We start from the raw sequence: 16326 nt of genomic DNA, 5'->3' as shown, positions 1-16326 counted from the left end.
AAGAGGGAAGAGGGAAGAGGGAAGAGGGAAGAGGGAAGAGGGAAGAGGGAAGAGGGAAGAGGGAAGAGGGAAGAGGGGCAAAACCTTGGTTTTTGCGTAAGTTCTGTATATTTGCGATCGCTTGTGAAGATCCATTTGCGAAATCACCCTTTTTGCCGCTCTATCTCTGCAATTGGTAATAACAAATTATCCTCTATTTCTTGTCGCACGTCGCGGCTTACATAACAATCGGTATTGAGGCACTCCACCAGTAATTTATTGGCGTTGTAATAAGCTTGAAGCAACTTTTTTTGCTGTTTGGTGAAATGCCAATTGTGACCTATATTGCGATGCTTAACGATCGCCGATATTAATTGCTCTATCCAAGCTTGACTATTAGCTTCCCACCATTGTTTAAATTTCCACTTGTCAGCATCGGGATCGGGAAGTTGGTTTTTGAGTCCTTGCAAAGCTTGTCCTAACTTAGGTTCGAGGTATAGGGCCCGATCGCACGCTAGGAAAAAAGCCCCTTTAAAAGCATAAGTGGAAGCGTATGGATAATTATTCAGATCGAGCTTAAGAGTGCGATCGCAAACCAGAGCGAGGATATCATCAAGACCGACCTCAAGGGCGCGGATATTGCCTAAAATAACTAGAGTAAAAAGGCGACAATCGAGGGCGCGGATCAATTCTGGATCGCGGTAACCAACTGAATCGCGCTGAGGGTGGCGATCGTAGGCAAGATTAAAGTAAAAAGCCCGCACAGCAGCAGGCTTATAAGGAACCTTGACAGAAAGCGATTTATCTCTTACCCACATCAAAAATTGATGCAAACTTTCATCACCAGCTACAAGCAAATCAACCTGCTTTTTCATTAATTGCAACAGATAATCAGCAGGCTGTAACATCCCTACTGCTAATAAAAATACTTCTTGCCAGTATTTATCCGTAATATGGCTGACTAAATTTTGTAAAGCTTTTTCTAACGCTTGCGGTTCGGAACTGCTGACAATTTTTCTAGCTGTAAAATACTCGTGAAATGTCAGATGAGAAAAAGAATAAATACCCCTAGCTCTTTCTACTAAGATTCCATGCTGTGCTTCAAGCGATTTCAACAACGCCGAGCTATCTAGGTGCAGAATTTCCGAGTCAGTTTGGGCATCGGATAAATTGCGAATAAAATTTCCAATATAAGATTCAGCAGCCTGTTGTTTAAAAAAATAATCTTTGCGCTCAAAAGTAGTTAAGGCAATTTGACTGAGTAAATCTTCCTTGCGCTGTACCGACAGCTTTTTATAAACTCGATCGCGCTCAATACCGCGTTTGGCATCCCATTTTCTCAGTAGAGTAGTAATGCCTCGTTTGTATAACTCTGCGCGATCGGCTGGGAAATCACCCGCGTCTTCAAATTCTAAACACAGCAGCGTTAACAGCAAAGGATTTGTCGCCAGTTCTCTAATTGAAGGATTTGATTGCAGTTGCTGCATGAATCGATCGGCTGTATTAGCTTGAATCTCTTCCTCAGCAGATAAAATAATTGAAGAGCGATTTTCTTTGACTTGAAACCACTTGGTTGCAAATGCCTTGATTTGGGTGTAATTAAAATCGGCAACTTCTACCTCTGTGAATTTTTCAAAAGTATATTCCTGCGCTGCTATGCGGCAGGTGATAACAAATCGATTGTTTTGGTAACGATCTGAAAACTCCTTAATCTGCTGGATAACTCGGCTGGCATCTTCTTCTCTGACTTCATCCAAACCATCAAGTAATATTAATGTTTTGCCGTGTTTGAGCAACTCAGTTAGTTGAATATCTGTAATGCCAGAATTCAACAACATCTGGTCAATTAATTCGATGTGTTCGCCCTTATTTTTTGCCTCTGCGAAGTCTCTGAGCGTGATAAAGATTGGCACTAAATGGTTGAGAAAATCACCATAACAGCACTGAATTGCTAAATACTTTAAAAATGTTGTCTTACCCGATCCGGGCTTGCCCAATACCATCAGCTTAGGGTAAAATTTTACAGCTTCTAGCCCTGGTACTCGTTTTCTGGTAATTCTGCTCAGTCCAAAGCGATCGAAATTTCCCGAATCTGGATCGAATACTTGCATCAGCTCAGCAATTGTCAGCGGTCTGCACCCAGTGATTTGCTCTAGAATGTTGACATTGGTGTAGATGTCGGTTAAACCGATGGGTTGGGTCATATCTAGCACTCGTATTGTGCTACACCTCTGTTGGATGGTGGGGCGTAGCTTCTCTCGGATGTCTTGCACGAGGGCGTCAATATCGGTGCTAGGGCTAAGATTATTTTCAGCAGGCTCAGGTGCAGCTATCTTTTCCCAGTCCAACTCAAGCTGAAAGCAGATTTCTCTAAAAATGTAGCTATCTACCGATTTGCCATGTAAAAAGTTGCTAATTGTCTGGCGAGTGCAACCTACTCGATCGGCAAGCTGTTGTTGCGTCAATCCGGCGCGAGTGAAGGCTTTTTCTGCCTCTTTTATACCTTCTGGAGATACCTGGAGCGATCTTGACATATCCCACCTATAAAGCTTTTTTTAAAGTTTTGTTAAATTTGTTTGCTAAGTCAGCCAAGCCTAACATTGCACTAACATTACTCAAGCATGAGGCTAACATCGGGCTGTAATGCTGGAATTGTCTGGGTTTGAATTCAATTGTATCTGGGACTTTCTTATGACAACCGTTCTGATTGTTGAAGATGAGGCTATAAACGTTAAAGTTTTCTCTAAGATTTTGACTAAGGGAGGCGGCTTAGGGGTACGCCACACCGAAGATGTAGAAGAAGTAATCCAAATTGCCCAATCTGGGGAAGCGCAGATCATTCTGATGGACGTTTCTCTGGGTAACAGTTATTACCGGGGTAAGCCAATGAACGGTCTTCAGATCACTCAAATGCTGAAAGCAAACCCCCAAACGGCTAAACTACCTGTGATTTTAGTTACAGCGCACGCGAACGAGGGCGATCGGGAAAACTTACTCGAACAAAGCGGTGCGGATGGCTACATCCCCAAGCCAGTGGTCGATCATCAAGAGTTTTTGAATCAGATCCGGGCAATGCTACCAAAAAGCTAACAGATGCGATCGCGCCTTTGTGTTTTGCAAATCTACCAGACAAAACCCGCATCGGCGGGTTTTGTTGATTTTTACGATGATAATAAAGTGTGAAGGGAGCGCGATCGTACTCCCAATAAACCGGACAACCTATGGCAACAGCTTTAATAGTTGAGAGACAATCAGATTTGAAGGCAGCGCAATACGCAAGACTATCGTCCACCTAACTCACTACACTACCCATGACAAAGGCAGAAATCTTGAAAGCACTCAAGCACCAAAGCAACGCAGATCGTTTAACCATTGCCAAACTAGCCTTATGTCTGGCGCGGGAAGAATGGAAATCACTCACCCCAGAAGAGAAAGAGCAACAACTCGCGATGACAGCTCAACTTGCAATACTAGATTACTTACAAGATGAGGAGTTAACTGCTTTCACTGCTCTCGATGGCGAAGATTTTTGCGAAAGTACAGATGAACATTTTGCCAAAATAGATTCATATGCGTAGAGGAGAGATTTGGCTGGTTAACCTAGAGCCTACTATTGGAGCCGAAATCAGCAAAACTCGCCCTGCTGTTATCGTCAGCAAAGATAAAGTTGGGGTTTTGCGACTAAAGGTAATTGTCCCCATCACAGAATGGAAAGAGGATTTTGCAGAGAGAGTATGGATGGTGCGACTGGAACGCAATGCAGAGAACGGTTTGACTAAGCTCTCAGGAGCCGATACTTTTCAAGTGCGCTCAGTCTCGCAACAAAGACTTATCCAGCAACTGGGAACCCTTTCTGATACAGCCATGCAAGAAATTACCGATGCGCTAGCCATTGTTCTAAGTATTTATTCATAGCTCTCAAGCTCGGCTTTCCGCAACCAGTATTTCTACTTCATACCTAAAATCCTTATTTTTTCCCTTGAAAGACTATACAACAGTACGTTCGTACTGCTATTTGTTAAATAAGAGTGTAGCGCGACAGTCTATAATGATCCCTCTGCAACTTACCCTCAAAAACTTCCTTAGCTATCGCAAAGCAACCCTCGATTTTCGTGGACTGCATACGGCTTGTATCTGCGGTGCCAATGGCGCGGGTAAATCTTCCCTGCTAGAAGCTATTACCTGGGTGCTTTGGGGTGAAAGTCGTGCTGGTAATGAAGATGATGTTATCCACGCGGGATCTGATGAAGTCCAAGTTGATTTCATGTTCAAGAACCAAGATGTAATCTACCGGGTAATTCGGGCCCGTCGTCTTGGCGGCGGTGGGGTTCTAGAATTTCAGGTGCAGACGCCTAGTGGTTTTCGGGCTTTGACTGAGCGGGGAATGCGATCGACTCAGCAGTTGATTGTAGATCACTTGAAGCTGGATTACGAAACTTTTATCAATTCGGCTTATCTGCGTCAGGGTAGGGCGGATGAGTTTATGCTCAAAAAACCGGGGGAACGTAAAGAAATTCTCGCCGATTTACTCAAACTGAATCAGTACGAAACTCTGGCGGAACAAGCGAAGGATTTTTCCAAGCAGTTGAAGGGACAGGCGGATGAGTTAGATCGGAATTTGGGTGCTATTAAAGTGCAGTTGCAGGAGCGAGGATCGATCGCTCAAGAACAAGCTACTCTAGAAAGCAATCTGACTCTGCTGCGAGAAGCACAATTAGAAGATACAGAACGGCTACAACAGCTGCAATCCTTACACCATCAGCGACAAACTTGGGAACAACAGCTAAGTTGGCATCGGCAGCAATATCAAAATTTGGTACAAGATTGCGATCGTCTCCAGCAAGACTCAGCCATTATCCAACAGCAGCAGCAACAACTGGAAGTTCTTCTGCAACAGCAAGGTGAAATAACGGCTGGATATACAAATTTCCAACATTTGCAAGCCCAGGAAGAAACCCTTACCAGCAAATTTCAAACCCATCAAGCTGCACAGGAACAACGGCGACAGTTACAACAACAGCAAGAACGAGCTATCAACGAACTGAATAAACAACTGCAACACGCTCAAGCTCAACTAGAAGCTTTAGCGCAACAGGAAAAAGAAATTCAGCAAACCCTCAGTCAATCTGCTGAAGTAGAAGCGGGGCTGGCACAATTGCAGCAGGCTCGCAGTCGCCTTAATCAGATGGATCGGTTGCACTTGCAGGTTACCCCTTTACTGCAACGTCGCCAGCAGTTACAAAGCCAACTGGAACGCTCTCAAGCTCGATTGAGTGCGAGGTTAGATGAACTTCACTCTTCTGTATCGCAACTGCAAGTGCAGCAAAAACGTCAGCCAAAGTTACAGCAGGCGGTGATGGAAGTTGCTGTTCAAATTGAGCAATTGGAGAAAAAACGGGTTCGCCAACAGCGAGTGCAGGAAAAAGGGCTGGAAAGGCGCAGTTTTGTCGAACGTCTCCAGGAAAATCAACGGGAATACGAAAGACAGTTGGGAGAATTGACGCACAAAATTCAGATGCTGCGGACGCCGGATGCGATTTGTCCGTTGTGCGATCGGCCCCTCGACGAACACCACTGGAAGCGTGTGGTAAACAAAACCCAAACCGAGCAAAAGGAGATGGAGCAGCAGTTTTGGATTGTTCGGGAGCAATTGGCTGCATCTGAGGCGGAACTTCAGGTTTTAAGGGCTGAATATAAGCAATTATCCCAGGAATTGGTTGAGTATGATGGTTTGCGGGAACATCGAGGACAATTGCAGGCGCAACTTGCGGCGACTGGCGATGCTCAAGATCGTCTGCAACAAATAGTAGCTGAAGCTGCACAGATTGAGCGATCGCTCCAAACAAGTGACTACGCTGTTGATGTGCAGCAAGAATTGAGGCAGCTAGATGGACATCTGCAACAACTCAACTACGATGAGAAAAACCACGCTTTGGCTCGAAATGAGGTTGAGCGGTGCCGTTGGGCAGAGGTTAAGCAGGATAGAATTAAACAGGCTCAGCAGCGTCAAGCTCAGGTGGCGACGCGACAGCCAGAGATTTTGGCTCAAATTATTGGTATTAAACGCCAGATCGAGCAACTGCAAACAAATTCGGAATTTTCTAGGCAGATTGCCACGCTCGATCGCCAAATTGTTGAGATTTCTTATAACTTGGATGGACATAATGCGATCCGCAAGTCTGTCCGTCAAGCCCAATCTTGGCAACTCCGCTATCAGGAATTGTGTCAGGCTCAGCAGCAATATCCTTTACTTTGCCAACGTTTTCAGGAGTTAGTTCAGGTTTTGGAAGTGCGATCGCGCGATCGAGAAGCTCAGTCATCACAAATTGAGCAAATTGTCAATCAGCTTGGCACTATGCCAGATGCGACTGGGGAAATTCAAATCCTGGAAGGGCAGATATTCGATCGTCGCCGCCAATTGGATGAGCAGCTGGCGAGCTTGGGGCGTCTGCAACAACTCTCCACTCAGCTGGAAAACCTTCAGGTTCAGTACGACAAGCAGCAGCAACAACTGATCGAATGCCGCCAGAAATATCGCATTTATGAAGAACTGAGTAAAGCTTTTGGCAAACACGGTATCCAGACGCTGATGATTGAGAATGTGTTGCCCCAGTTGGAAGCCGAAACTAATTCGATTTTGGCGCGGTTGAGCGGTAACCAGTTGCACGTTCAGTTTGTCACCCAAAAAGCTGGGCGCAGCGGTCGGACTTCTAAGAAAACGGGTAAACTGATTGACACTTTGGACATTTTGATCGCTGATGCTCGCGGTACTCGCCCTTATGAGACTTATTCTGGTGGGGAAGCGTTTCGGATTAATTTTGCCATTCGTCTCGCTTTGGCGCGTCTGTTGGCTCAGCGTGCGGGGACTGCGCTGCAAATGCTGATTGTGGATGAGGGGTTTGGCACTCAGGATCGGGAGGGATGCGATCGCTTGATTGCGGCGATAAATGCGATCGCCTCAGATTTTGCCTGCATCCTCACCGTCACCCATATGCCATCCTTCAAGGAAGCGTTCCAAGCGCGGATCGAAGTTGTCAAAACTCAAGATGGATCTCAGTTAAGTTTGTCGATCTAATTTCTATAAAGTGTGTTATAGTAATAAATCGTGCCGGTGTAGCTCAGTGGTAGAGTAGCTGATTCGTAATCAGTTGGTCGTGGGTTCAAATCCCACTATCGGCTTTTGTGAAAGATCGGAATTTTGGCGATCGCTTTTTGGGTTTGAATCGAGATGAGCGATAATTACAAGAAAGAAACTGGGATGATTTATTTACCGGATTTGGTATAAGCGATCGCTCAGTTTTCAGCCCACAAATACAAAATCTTCTGGCGGGAAGGGAGTAACTTTATTTATTACCGATTACCCATCACCGATTAAGCTAACACGCATCTAATTCGGATATTTCTAATCCGGCAATCAAACCTTCAATTCCTCTCCCACTCCCCCACTCCCCCACTCTCCCACTCCCGCTAAACATACAAATTAAATGCGTAGCAGCTTATCTAAGTGTCCCCGTTCCATAAAGATTTCCAACTCCCCTCAACTCAGCTTCAACCCAAAGTGCTACAATCAACAGCCATAGCTAGGGGTGCCTGTAAATCCGGGCTGAGATTAGACCCTTAGTACCTGAGTCTGGGTAATACCAGCGGAGGGAAGCTGTTTATTTGAGGAAAATCAATATGCGTACCGAATGGGTAGCGAAGCGTAGCGGACAAAGCAACGTTTCTCAAATGCACTACGCCCGTCAAGGCGTTATCACTGAAGAAATGCACTACGTCGCCCAGCGGGAAAACCTTCCAGCTGACTTGATTCGCGAGGAAGTGGCGCGGGGGCGGATGATTATCCCCGCGAATATCAATCACACTAACTTAGAGCCGATGTGTATTGGTATCGCCTCTAAGTGTAAAGTCAACGCCAACATCGGCGCTTCCCCCAATTCTTCCAACCTTGACGAAGAAGTCGATAAGCTGAAACTGGCGGTGAAATACGGTGCCGATACCGTGATGGACTTGTCCACAGGCGGCGGTAACTTAGATGAAATTCGCACCGCTATTATCAAAGCTTCCCCCGTTCCCATCGGCACAGTACCCGTCTACCAAGCCCTAGAAAGCGTTCACGGCACGATCGAAAAACTGACAGCCGATGACTTTCTCCACGTGATCGAAAAGCACGCCCAACAAGGCGTAGACTATCAAACCATTCACGCCGGGATTCTGATTGAACACCTACCTTTGGTGAGAAACCGCATTACCGGCATCGTCTCTCGCGGCGGCGGTATCCTCGCCCGGTGGATGCTGCACCATCACAAGCAAAATCCTCTCTACACCCACTTCCGCGACATCATCGAAATCTTCAAGAGGTACGATGTCTCCTTCAGCTTAGGCGATTCCCTGCGTCCTGGTTGCACTCACGATGCTTCTGACGAAGCCCAACTCGCGGAACTGAAAACCCTCGGACAACTCACCCGCAAAGCTTGGGAAGATAACGTGCAAGTGATGGTGGAAGGGCCGGGTCATGTGCCTATGGATCAAATCGAGTTCAATGTCAAGAAGCAAATGGAAGAGTGTTCGGAAGCACCTTTCTATGTGCTAGGGCCATTGGTGACGGATATTGCTCCCGGTTATGACCATATCACTTCTGCGATCGGTGCTGCGATGGCTGGCTGGTACGGTACGGCAATGTTGTGTTATGTAACACCCAAGGAACACTTGGGTTTGCCAAATGCCGAAGATGTGCGGAACGGGTTAATTGCGTATAAAATAGCTGCCCATGCTGCCGATATTGCCCGTCGTCGTCCAGGCGCACGCGATCGCGACGACGAACTCTCCAAAGCGCGTTACAATTTCGATTGGAACCGCCAATTTGAGTTATCATTAGACCCCGAGCGGGCCAAAGAATATCACGACGAAACTTTGCCAGCCGATATCTACAAAACTGCTGAATTCTGCTCGATGTGCGGGCCTAAATTCTGCCCGATGCAGACAAAAGTTGATGCCGATGCTTTGACAGAATTGGAGAAGTTTTTGGCGAAGGAACCTGTGACAGTTCCTAGCGCTTAAACTAACGTAAGGTGGGCATTGCCCATCTTACTACTTGACCAAGGATATATTGAAAATGAGTTTACAATCAAAAAAGCTATTCTTTAGTAAGGTAGGTATCGCTTACTCTACTGTTGAGTAATTATGTGGAAAACTAAACAAAAAGGGTTTTTAAAACTATTCTCAACTTTAATTATTGCCTATAGCTTCATTTGTGCTATCCTTTTCTTTCTACAGCAACGCTTTATTTTCATCCCAACGCATAGTTTTCAGAAAACCCCTGCCTTCTACAAAATAAATTACAAAAATATTTATTTGCCTGTCCCTAAACATTTAGGTGGTGGTTTAATTCACGGCTGGTGGATGCCAGCTAAAAAATCAAATTTAGGAACTTTACTTTATTTACACGGCAGAGGATTAAATATTGGCTCTAATGTTAATCAAGCTTATCGTTTTCAGCAATTAGGTTTTTCAGTCCTCTTAATTGACTATCGAGGATACGGTCAAAGTCAAGGTAATTTTCCAACAGAATCACAATTATATCAAGATGCAGAAATGGCTTGGAATTATCTGGTAAAGCAGCAAACAATTCCTGCCGATAAAATTTTGATTTACGGTCACTCATTAGGCAGTGCAGTTGCTATTGAATTGGCTATAAAACATCCAGAAGCCGCTGGATTAATCGTGCAAAGCTCTTTTACTTCTATGGCAGATATGATAGCAATTTATCCTTACTTTCGGAGCTTCCCGATCGGGTTAATTTTAACTAATCGTTTTGACTCTATTAATAAAGTTAAATCTTTACGAATACCAGTCCTGTTCGTTCACGGAATCGCCGATCCTATGATTCCTCATACCATGAGCGAAAAACTCTATAAAGCTGCACCTTATCCCAAACAATTGCTGCTAATTCCGGGAGCAAAACACAATAACGGAGATTTGTTTTTTAATACTAACCAATATCGTAAAGCGATTCAAAATTTTGCTAATTTATCTCTAAAGTTACCCTGAAAATCCCTAACTAACTATTCCATCAGCGAAGCCACACACTATTTCATCCTAAAAACCATAATCGTTATGTTTGGCGATCGCAAACACCGCCCCAAACTTTAACCCCGCAGACTGGTATAATTCAGCACCTCCTTCATCCCTGACTGTCCCCATCAATACGATCGCCTCTTCTATTTAAATAACGCACTTCATCTAATAAGGTATAGAAACGGCGATTACTTTCCTCTTTCCATTCAGCTATTTCTGCTTTACGAGCTTCATTTTCTTGCTGTTGCTGCGCTGCTATCTGTAACAATGCCTGCGCTGTAATCCTTACCCCATCTACACTATCTCGCACCTCGGAAATGCTTTCTCGTAATTCTAAAATGCTTTCTCTTACTTCCGAAACACTTGCTCTTAGTTCCGAAACATCTGAGGCTAAACTGTCCAACATTTTATCTGTCCATCTAACCCTTCCACTTTCATTATCTGGTGTTTGTGTCATAACTATCCTCCCCTCAAACTTCAACGTTACGCTCTATGATTTAAATTATCAAGACTGCTTTACCACTTTCATCGCTAACTTTCCCCATTATTACGATCGCCCCTTCTATTTAAATAACGCACTTCATCTAATAAGGTATAGAAACGGCGATCGCTTTCCTGTTTCTCTTCCTCATACTTGCGATTTGCTTCTGCTATTTCAGCTTTCCTAGCTTCATTTTCTTGCTGTTGCTGTAGTGCTAATTGTAACAATCCCTGCGTTGTAATCCTTACTCCATCTACGCTATCTTTCACTTCCGAAACGCTTTCTCTTAGTTCCGAAACACTTTCTCTTAGTTCCGAAACATTTGAGGTTAATTTGTCCAGCATTTCATCTGTCCATCTAACTCTTCCGCTTTCATTGCCTGGTGTTTCTGTCATGACTATTTCCCCTCAAACTTCTTTATTACCTTTGCGTCTATTATAATTTAGCACACCAGAATAAGCAGTTCCCCATCAATACTCTAAATAGCTTTTCGTAACTGCTTTATTTATCACTGACTTTCCCCATCAATCCGATCGCGTCTATATGAACGTACTTCTTCTAGCAATGTATAGAAACGGCGATTGCTTTCTTCTAGCCATTCGTCTGACTTGCGATTTGCTTCTGCTATTTCAGCTTTCCTGGCTTCATTTTCTTGCTCTTGCTGCGCCGCTATCTCTAATAATTCCTGAGATTTAAACCTCATACCATCTATGCTATCTGGCACTTCTAAAACAATATCTGGTTGTTTTATAACACTATCTCTCAATTTTATAGCACTATTTTTCAGTTTTGTAATATCTGAAGCTAATTTCTCGCTCTTTTCTTTTGTCCATTCAGTCTTTCTGCTTTTGTTATTTGGTGTTTCTGTCATAACTATTTCCTCCTTATTTTGCTTTGAAAATATCCGCCATAATTTAGCATTTTTTAGCTTTATTTAACCTGTTTTTCGCCTTTCGTTTTCTAATATCTCTGTTCTAATTATCCTCACTCTAGCCGTGTTTTGAAAATCACGGCTAGAATTAGCAATACTTACCTTTATTTTAAACTTTTAACTGCTGATACCGTTCCTGAATATCCCCGATCGAAAACACCGCCTCAAACTTCAACCCAACAGATTGGTATAACTCAGCACCACCCTGCTTTCTATCTACCAGCGAAATCACTTCCTCAACGATATAACCCGCATCTCGCAAACGCTCAACCGCCTTCAGCGCCGAACCGCCAGTAGTTACCACATCCTCCAAAACCACCACTTTCGCACCATCTGGTAACTGCGGGCCTTCAATATATGCTCTCGTGCCATGTCCCTTAGCTTCTTTGCGGATAATCAGCGCTGGTATAGGACGATTTTCATAAGCAGAAACGACACTGACTGCGGATACGATCGGATCTGCGCCTAACGTCAACCCAGCCACCGCCTGAGTATCACTTGGTAGCATCGATAAAAGGATACGTCCGATCGCCAAAGCCCCTTGAGGATGCAGCGTCACCGGCTTACCATTGATGTAATAAGAGCTACGCTGACCCGACGAAAGAACAAAGTCACCCGACTGATAAGCCAGTTGGCAGAATAAATCGAGCAGTTGCTGGCGCAGCGTACTTGTATCGGATGTTGTTGCCCAAACACTTAAACCATCTGGCGGTTTGATTTCACTGGTCATCGCAGTTGATAATTTAAAAGAGCCAACAATGATTTTAGACTCAAAGATGAGTTAAGATTTGGGAAAAGTGAGGGTGAACGTCATGAGCGTGCGGTTTAGCAGTGTTGTAGGTACATTAATTCTGAGTTCCTCTTGTAGCTTGTTTAGCTTTGTCCCCAAGGCCCAAGCAGAAACTTTCAACTCAGACACAATACCCCTAAGTCCCAGAAGTATTGGCATCGATCGACAATTTGAACGAACTTTCTTTAGCAACGACAGAGAAGCTTTTGTAAATCGTTCTATTGGGCGGCAATTTAACTTACTGTTTGGCCCTTTTCCTGAAAACGAAATTACTCGCGATAGTAAAGCACTTCACAAATTATATGTAGATGTGATGAGACAGCAGGTTTCCAACGATCCACTGATTCGCACGCCAGATCTGCCCAACCCCTATAATACTTCATTGTTCCAGCTCGGCACTCTCAATGTCAGTACACCAGTCAGGGGAAGTGAGTTTATATACGAGGAACAGCCGCCACGTTAGTGGCAAGTTGGTGGACATAAACTGCGATCGAGAGGAAAACCTGGGTAACACCAGCAACTGCCCTCTCTTAGAGGGCGGATTTTCCTAATAAAAGTCATTTTTATTATTTTATGCTAACAGGTTCAATTACCAGGCAGATGAAAAAGGCTATGTGTGAACCACATTTTGGACAATAGTTAAGTTAGGGGATAAAGTGCGCCCTACTGGAATCGAACCAGTCTGAAGGCGAATTATGAGCTCGCTGCCTCCCCAATCGGCCAAAGGCGCTGATTGTGCTTAGCCACTCCTTGACGGGATGGCGATCGCATATCGTTCAGTCCTGAGTGAACTGTTCTCTTATTGTATAATCAGTCAGCTTAGTTCGACAAGCCTTCATCTTAACTAAGATATTCATCGTTAGCTGGATCGAAATTAGGGAAAAAAGCCCAGAACCCTATCAACCATGAAATTGAACTTAACTGTAGCCGTAACTTTACTTTTGCTCGTTCTAATGCTTGGAGCTGGCTTTGTCAGCGGAATGTGGGGATTTGCTTTGGGGCATGAAGCCCTTAAAGGCGTAAGTCAACCGGATGCCCGTCCAATCACCAAGACGAAGAACCTTAACGACACGCCGCCGGGAGCGCAAGCGGTGGTGATGCTAAAAGAGGCAGATATCATCAAAACTGTGAAAGTGATGATGCAAAAGTCTAAACAGCGTCAGCCAGAAAAAAAGAACAACACCGACAACCGCACTAAACTGCTCTCGGCGGTTGACCCTACCCAGTCCGATGCTGCCCCAGCTGGATTTCCCATTGTTAGTAAAGATAAGGGTGTAACCCTAGAAATCCGTTCGGTTCGTCAGCAACAAGGCTCTTTGCTGCTGGATGTGAGCTTGAAGAATGAAAGTTCCCAGTCAGTAAAGTTTCTTTATAGCTTCTTGGATGTTACCGATGACCGGGGCCGCCCCTTAAGTGCGAGTGCGGAGGGCTTACCGGGAGAATTGCCAGCCAATGGTGAGGCATTTTCAGGTACGGTGAGTATTCCCACCACTGTGCTGGAAGGTGCCTCAAGAATTTCACTCACCCTCACTGATTATCCGGATCAACAATTGCGGCTCCAAACCTCTGGTATTCCAGTAAGATAAGAAAACAAAAGTCAAAAGTTAATCGATTTTTGATTTTTGATTCTAGAATTGACCGCCTTTGGCATACTTGCCTTTTTTGCAAATGCTTGCCACCACTGTGGTTGTCTTGGCCGCGAATCCGGGATTAGTTAGTCAAGTCCCAACTTCCATAACATGGCCAGACATGGTGCTGCGCTTGTTGTCGGTGCTAATACTAATTGCGATCAATGCTTTTTTTGTCACCGCTGAGTTTTCGATCGTTTCAGTGCGTCGATCGCGCATCAACCATCTGGTAGACGCTGGTGATGCCCAAGCTAAGACAGTACAATACCTACAACATAATATCGATCGGCTTCTCTCCACAACCCAGCTAGGTATAACTCTCTCTAGTCTGGCCTTGGGTTGGATTGGTGAAAATACAATGGCAGTCTTGGTGGCAAACTGGATGGCGCGACTGCCCCTACCCGGAAGTATGAGTCAGATAATTGGTCATAGCCTAGCTATACCAGTAGCTTTTTCGCTGATTGCCTATTTCCAGATTGTTTTAGGAGAGCTTTGCCCGAAAACGGTAGCGATACTTTTCTCCGAGCAGATCGCGCGATTTTTAGGCCCGCTCAGTTTAGCGATCGCGCGTTTCTTCAAACCCTTTATCTGGATTTTAAATCAATCCACCCGTTTGCTGTTGCGACTCGTAGGCATCCGCTACACAGGTCAAGGTTGGAAACCACCAGTCACCCCCGAAGAATTGCAACGGATTATCACCACCTCTACCGAATCGACGGGACTGCAAGCAGAAGAACGAGAACTGCTGCGAAACGTCTTCGAGTTTGGCGATGTTTTGGCGGGAGAAGTTATGGTACCCCGCACCAGCATTACCGCCATTCCCAGTACTGCCACATTCCAGATGCTGCTCAATGAAATTGCCGCCGCAGGCCACTCCCGCTACCCCGTGATGGGAGAATCTTTAGACGACATTCGCGGCATTATTGACTTCATAGAACTGGCAGAACCTTTAGCCCAAGGTAGTTTATCCCTAGACACAGCAATTCTACCCTGGATTCGCCCGGTGAGATTTGTACCGGAATATACCCCTTTGAGCGAATTGTTACCCGTAATGCAGCGATCGCACCATGCAATAGTTATGGTAGTCGATGAGTTTGGCGGTACAGCAGGACTTCTTACTCTTAACGATCTGGTTGCCGAAATCATTGGCGACACTGGCGAATCTGATAACACCGAAGAAGTAATTGTCCAAAGTTTGGACGAACAAACTTTTCTGGTACAAGCCCAGATAAATTTAGAAGAACTCAACGATCTGTTAGATCTGGATTTGCCCCTCACCTACGAATACCAAACTTTAGGTGGTTTTCTACTCTACCAACTACAAAAAATTCCTAACCCCGGCGAAACTTTACAGTATAAAAATATCGAATTTACCGTTGTTTCCACTGAAGGGCCGCGCTTGCACCAAATTCGCGTTCGACGCCTGGAACCATCATCAGATGTTGTTCAGCACATGAATAGCTTGGGGTTATCAGAGGAAAAAGCGATCGCGCCAGAAGAAGATCCCACTGCCAGCAAAAACTTAGACTCAGATTTGTAAATCAAAAGACTATTAATTATTGAATGGATGAGTGTACAAAATATGCGATGCGATCGGGAAGATCTGGTTTAGTTTTTCTGGCGACAACCATACTGTTCGCGCTAATGGGGCGATCAATATTCGCTTTTGAGCTTAACCCCCACTTGAATACAACACAGGTATGGCTAAAGGCAAAATAGAACTGCTCTCGTTGGAAAAACTCGCTCCACCAGAAACTCTAACAGCAATAAAGTTTATGTGGATGGCATCCGCAAAGGGCATGGTACGGATGAGGTTAACCGCTAAATTCATAATTACTTTATAAATAACATCAATATTTTTTCGGGTGAGTTCTGGTTTTCACTTAAATCGCATCTAGATTGACTACTGATAGTAGTAATTGACAGTTTTACATAGACTTACTGAATTAATTATCCTGATGAAAAACATCTAGTTTTTGGTTGACATTACCTGGAGTTTAATGATGTAATCAAAAAAATTATTTTATTCAATAAAGCTTCTGTGGGTTATTTCCAATCATCGCTGTGGGGCAAGAATGTTGGTGGCAAGGCGCGTAGGTGCGTCTATGAGATACTCTGGTGTCACTACAGGACTAGCTCAAGTAGTAGTTCAGTTAATAGTGAAAGATCGTGCGTAACTCCCTTTTATTTTGTTTGGCGTTAGTTTTAGTTCTAATGGGAACAATGACACTGGGTTATCTACCAAGAGGATTGACCGCGCCCTCTGATGTCGGAATTCAGAGGGCAGCTAATTTGAAATCTCTTGAATCAACTGACAGCAATGGGGTTGAACAAGATGGTATCCCGATGGAAGTAGTCGTGCAACCCCTGGGGGGGAGACAACAAGCTGTAAAACCCTTACTGCGTGCGGGTTTTACAGCTTGTTGTCAAAAAAAAATAGGTC

At 44.6% G+C, this 16326-nt stretch carries 15 protein-coding genes, 2 tRNA genes, 1 pseudogene and 1 riboswitch; of the genes and pseudogenes, 11 read left to right on the top strand and 7 right to left on the bottom strand.

The genetic code is table 11. The features are described from left to right. Window positions 1-143 precede the first annotated feature (143 nt). Entirely contained in the window at window positions 144-2513 is a 2370-nt protein-coding gene (locus LAY57_RS32385) for an NACHT domain-containing protein (RefSeq protein WP_249071303.1), read from the bottom strand. A 157-nt stretch (window positions 2514-2670) separates the two neighbouring features. On the opposite strand from LAY57_RS32385, the gene LAY57_RS32380 reads away from it, so the two are divergent. The 7 genes from LAY57_RS32380 to LAY57_RS32350 all read left to right on the top strand — a co-directional run bounded on the left by LAY57_RS32380 (window position 2671) and on the right by LAY57_RS32350 (window position 10026). Continuing rightward, window positions 2671-3069, top strand: coding sequence for a response regulator (locus LAY57_RS32380; protein WP_249071302.1), 399 nt, complete (start codon window positions 2671-2673; stop codon window positions 3067-3069). Window positions 3070-3290: 221 nt separating this feature from the next. After that, the gene (locus LAY57_RS32375) at window positions 3291-3557 is read left to right on the top strand and encodes a hypothetical protein (RefSeq protein WP_249071301.1); all 267 of its coding nucleotides are present in this window, start codon (window positions 3291-3293) and stop codon (window positions 3555-3557) included. Continuing rightward, entirely contained in the window at window positions 3550-3894 is a 345-nt protein-coding gene (locus LAY57_RS32370) for a type II toxin-antitoxin system PemK/MazF family toxin (RefSeq protein ID WP_249071300.1), read from the top strand. Before LAY57_RS32375 ends, LAY57_RS32370 begins: the two co-directional genes overlap by 8 nt. Window positions 3895-4027: 133 nt before the next feature. Continuing rightward, complete coding sequence (sbcC, locus tag LAY57_RS32365) at window positions 4028-7054, top strand: exonuclease subunit SbcC (protein WP_249071299.1); 3027 nt, start codon at window positions 4028-4030, stop codon at window positions 7052-7054. Between the two features lie 32 nt (window positions 7055-7086). Continuing rightward, window positions 7087-7158: transfer RNA gene (locus tag LAY57_RS32360), tRNA-Thr, on the top strand. Window positions 7159-7551: 393 nt separating this feature from the next. Then, window positions 7552-7648, top strand: a riboswitch (TPP riboswitch). Between the two features lie 8 nt (window positions 7649-7656). Continuing rightward, a complete protein-coding gene (gene thiC / locus LAY57_RS32355; RefSeq protein ID WP_249071298.1) occupies window positions 7657-9036 on the top strand; it encodes a phosphomethylpyrimidine synthase in 1380 nt (459 codons plus the stop codon). 123 nt (window positions 9037-9159) lie between these two features. After that, window positions 9160-10026, top strand: coding sequence for an alpha/beta hydrolase (locus LAY57_RS32350; protein ID WP_249071297.1), 867 nt, complete (start codon window positions 9160-9162; stop codon window positions 10024-10026). A gap of 133 nt (window positions 10027-10159) precedes the next feature. On the opposite strand, the gene LAY57_RS32345 is transcribed toward LAY57_RS32350, so the two are convergent. The 4 genes from LAY57_RS32345 to pyrE form a co-directional block, all read right to left on the bottom strand. After that, a complete protein-coding gene (locus tag LAY57_RS32345) occupies window positions 10160-10510 on the bottom strand; it encodes a hypothetical protein (RefSeq protein ID WP_249071296.1) in 351 nt (116 codons plus the stop codon). Window positions 10511-10584: 74 nt separating this feature from the next. Then, the gene (locus tag LAY57_RS32340; protein ID WP_249071295.1) at window positions 10585-10929 is read right to left on the bottom strand and encodes a hypothetical protein; all 345 of its coding nucleotides are present in this window, start codon (window positions 10927-10929) and stop codon (window positions 10585-10587) included. Between the two features lie 113 nt (window positions 10930-11042). Next, window positions 11043-11405, bottom strand: coding sequence for a hypothetical protein (locus tag LAY57_RS32335; protein WP_249071294.1), 363 nt, complete (start codon window positions 11403-11405; stop codon window positions 11043-11045). Between the two features lie 169 nt (window positions 11406-11574). Beyond that, on the bottom strand, window positions 11575-12195 hold the full coding sequence (pyrE, locus tag LAY57_RS32330; protein WP_249071293.1) for an orotate phosphoribosyltransferase: 621 nt from the start codon (window positions 12193-12195) through the stop codon (window positions 11575-11577). Between the two features lie 73 nt (window positions 12196-12268). Between pyrE and LAY57_RS32325 the strand changes: the two genes are divergently transcribed. After that, the gene (locus tag LAY57_RS32325) at window positions 12269-12718 is read left to right on the top strand and encodes a hypothetical protein (RefSeq protein WP_249071292.1); all 450 of its coding nucleotides are present in this window, start codon (window positions 12269-12271) and stop codon (window positions 12716-12718) included. A gap of 194 nt (window positions 12719-12912) precedes the next feature. Here LAY57_RS32325 and LAY57_RS32320 read toward each other — a convergent pair. After that, window positions 12913-12985, bottom strand: a tRNA-Ile gene (locus LAY57_RS32320). A gap of 175 nt (window positions 12986-13160) precedes the next feature. Here LAY57_RS32320 and LAY57_RS32315 point away from each other — a divergent pair. Together LAY57_RS32315 and LAY57_RS32310 are read left to right on the top strand one after the other, a co-directional pair. Then, on the top strand, window positions 13161-13841 hold the full coding sequence (locus tag LAY57_RS32315; protein ID WP_249071291.1) for a hypothetical protein: 681 nt from the start codon (window positions 13161-13163) through the stop codon (window positions 13839-13841). A 163-nt stretch (window positions 13842-14004) separates the two neighbouring features. After that, window positions 14005-15423 carry a hemolysin family protein gene (locus tag LAY57_RS32310; RefSeq protein ID WP_249071304.1) on the top strand — a complete coding sequence of 473 codons (1419 nt, stop codon included), beginning with the start codon at window positions 14005-14007 and terminating at the stop codon, window positions 15421-15423. A 132-nt stretch (window positions 15424-15555) separates the two neighbouring features. On the opposite strand, the gene LAY57_RS32305 is transcribed toward LAY57_RS32310, so the two are convergent. Next, window positions 15556-15714, bottom strand: a complete 159-nt coding sequence (locus LAY57_RS32305; protein ID WP_249071290.1) for a hypothetical protein — start codon at window positions 15712-15714, stop codon at window positions 15556-15558. Window positions 15715-16106: 392 nt separating this feature from the next. Between LAY57_RS32305 and LAY57_RS32300 the strand changes: the two are divergent. Further along, window positions 16107-16326: pseudogene (locus LAY57_RS32300) on the top strand (hypothetical protein); the annotation flags it as partial.

Source organism: Argonema antarcticum A004/B2 (assembly GCF_023333585.1).
GTDB classification, from domain to species: Bacteria; Cyanobacteriota; Cyanobacteriia; order Cyanobacteriales; family Aerosakkonemataceae; genus Argonema; species Argonema antarcticum.
Note: the sequence above shows the minus strand (reverse complement) of the source record. Positions and strands in the feature narration are given on the sequence as shown.

Bases quoted from the DNA above. Each gene is read 5' to 3' on its own strand.
- LAY57_RS32335 (WP_249071294.1), bottom strand. From the start codon at position 11,405: ATGACAGAAACACCAAATAACAAAAGCAGAAAGACTGAATGGACAAAA.
- sbcC (WP_249071299.1), top strand. From the start codon at position 4,028: ATGATCCCTCTGCAACTTACCCTCAAAAACTTCCTTAGCTATCGCAAA.
- pyrE (WP_249071293.1), bottom strand. From the start codon at position 12,195: ATGACCAGTGAAATCAAACCGCCAGATGGTTTAAGTGTTTGGGCAACA.
- LAY57_RS32350 (WP_249071297.1), top strand. From the start codon at position 9,160: ATGTGGAAAACTAAACAAAAAGGGTTTTTAAAACTATTCTCAACTTTA.
- LAY57_RS32315 (WP_249071291.1), top strand. From the start codon at position 13,161: ATGAAATTGAACTTAACTGTAGCCGTAACTTTACTTTTGCTCGTTCTA.
- LAY57_RS32375 (WP_249071301.1), top strand. From the start codon at position 3,291: ATGACAAAGGCAGAAATCTTGAAAGCACTCAAGCACCAAAGCAACGCA.
- LAY57_RS32380 (WP_249071302.1), top strand. From the start codon at position 2,671: ATGACAACCGTTCTGATTGTTGAAGATGAGGCTATAAACGTTAAAGTT.
- LAY57_RS32340 (WP_249071295.1), bottom strand. From the start codon at position 10,929: ATGACAGAAACACCAGGCAATGAAAGCGGAAGAGTTAGATGGACAGAT.
- LAY57_RS32385 (WP_249071303.1), bottom strand. From the start codon at position 2,513: ATGTCAAGATCGCTCCAGGTATCTCCAGAAGGTATAAAAGAGGCAGAA.
- LAY57_RS32370 (WP_249071300.1), top strand. From the start codon at position 3,550: ATGCGTAGAGGAGAGATTTGGCTGGTTAACCTAGAGCCTACTATTGGA.
- LAY57_RS32305 (WP_249071290.1), bottom strand. From the start codon at position 15,714: ATGAATTTAGCGGTTAACCTCATCCGTACCATGCCCTTTGCGGATGCC.
- LAY57_RS32345 (WP_249071296.1), bottom strand. From the start codon at position 10,510: ATGACACAAACACCAGATAATGAAAGTGGAAGGGTTAGATGGACAGAT.
- LAY57_RS32310 (WP_249071304.1), top strand. From the start codon at position 14,005: ATGGTGCTGCGCTTGTTGTCGGTGCTAATACTAATTGCGATCAATGCT.
- thiC (WP_249071298.1), top strand. From the start codon at position 7,657: ATGCGTACCGAATGGGTAGCGAAGCGTAGCGGACAAAGCAACGTTTCT.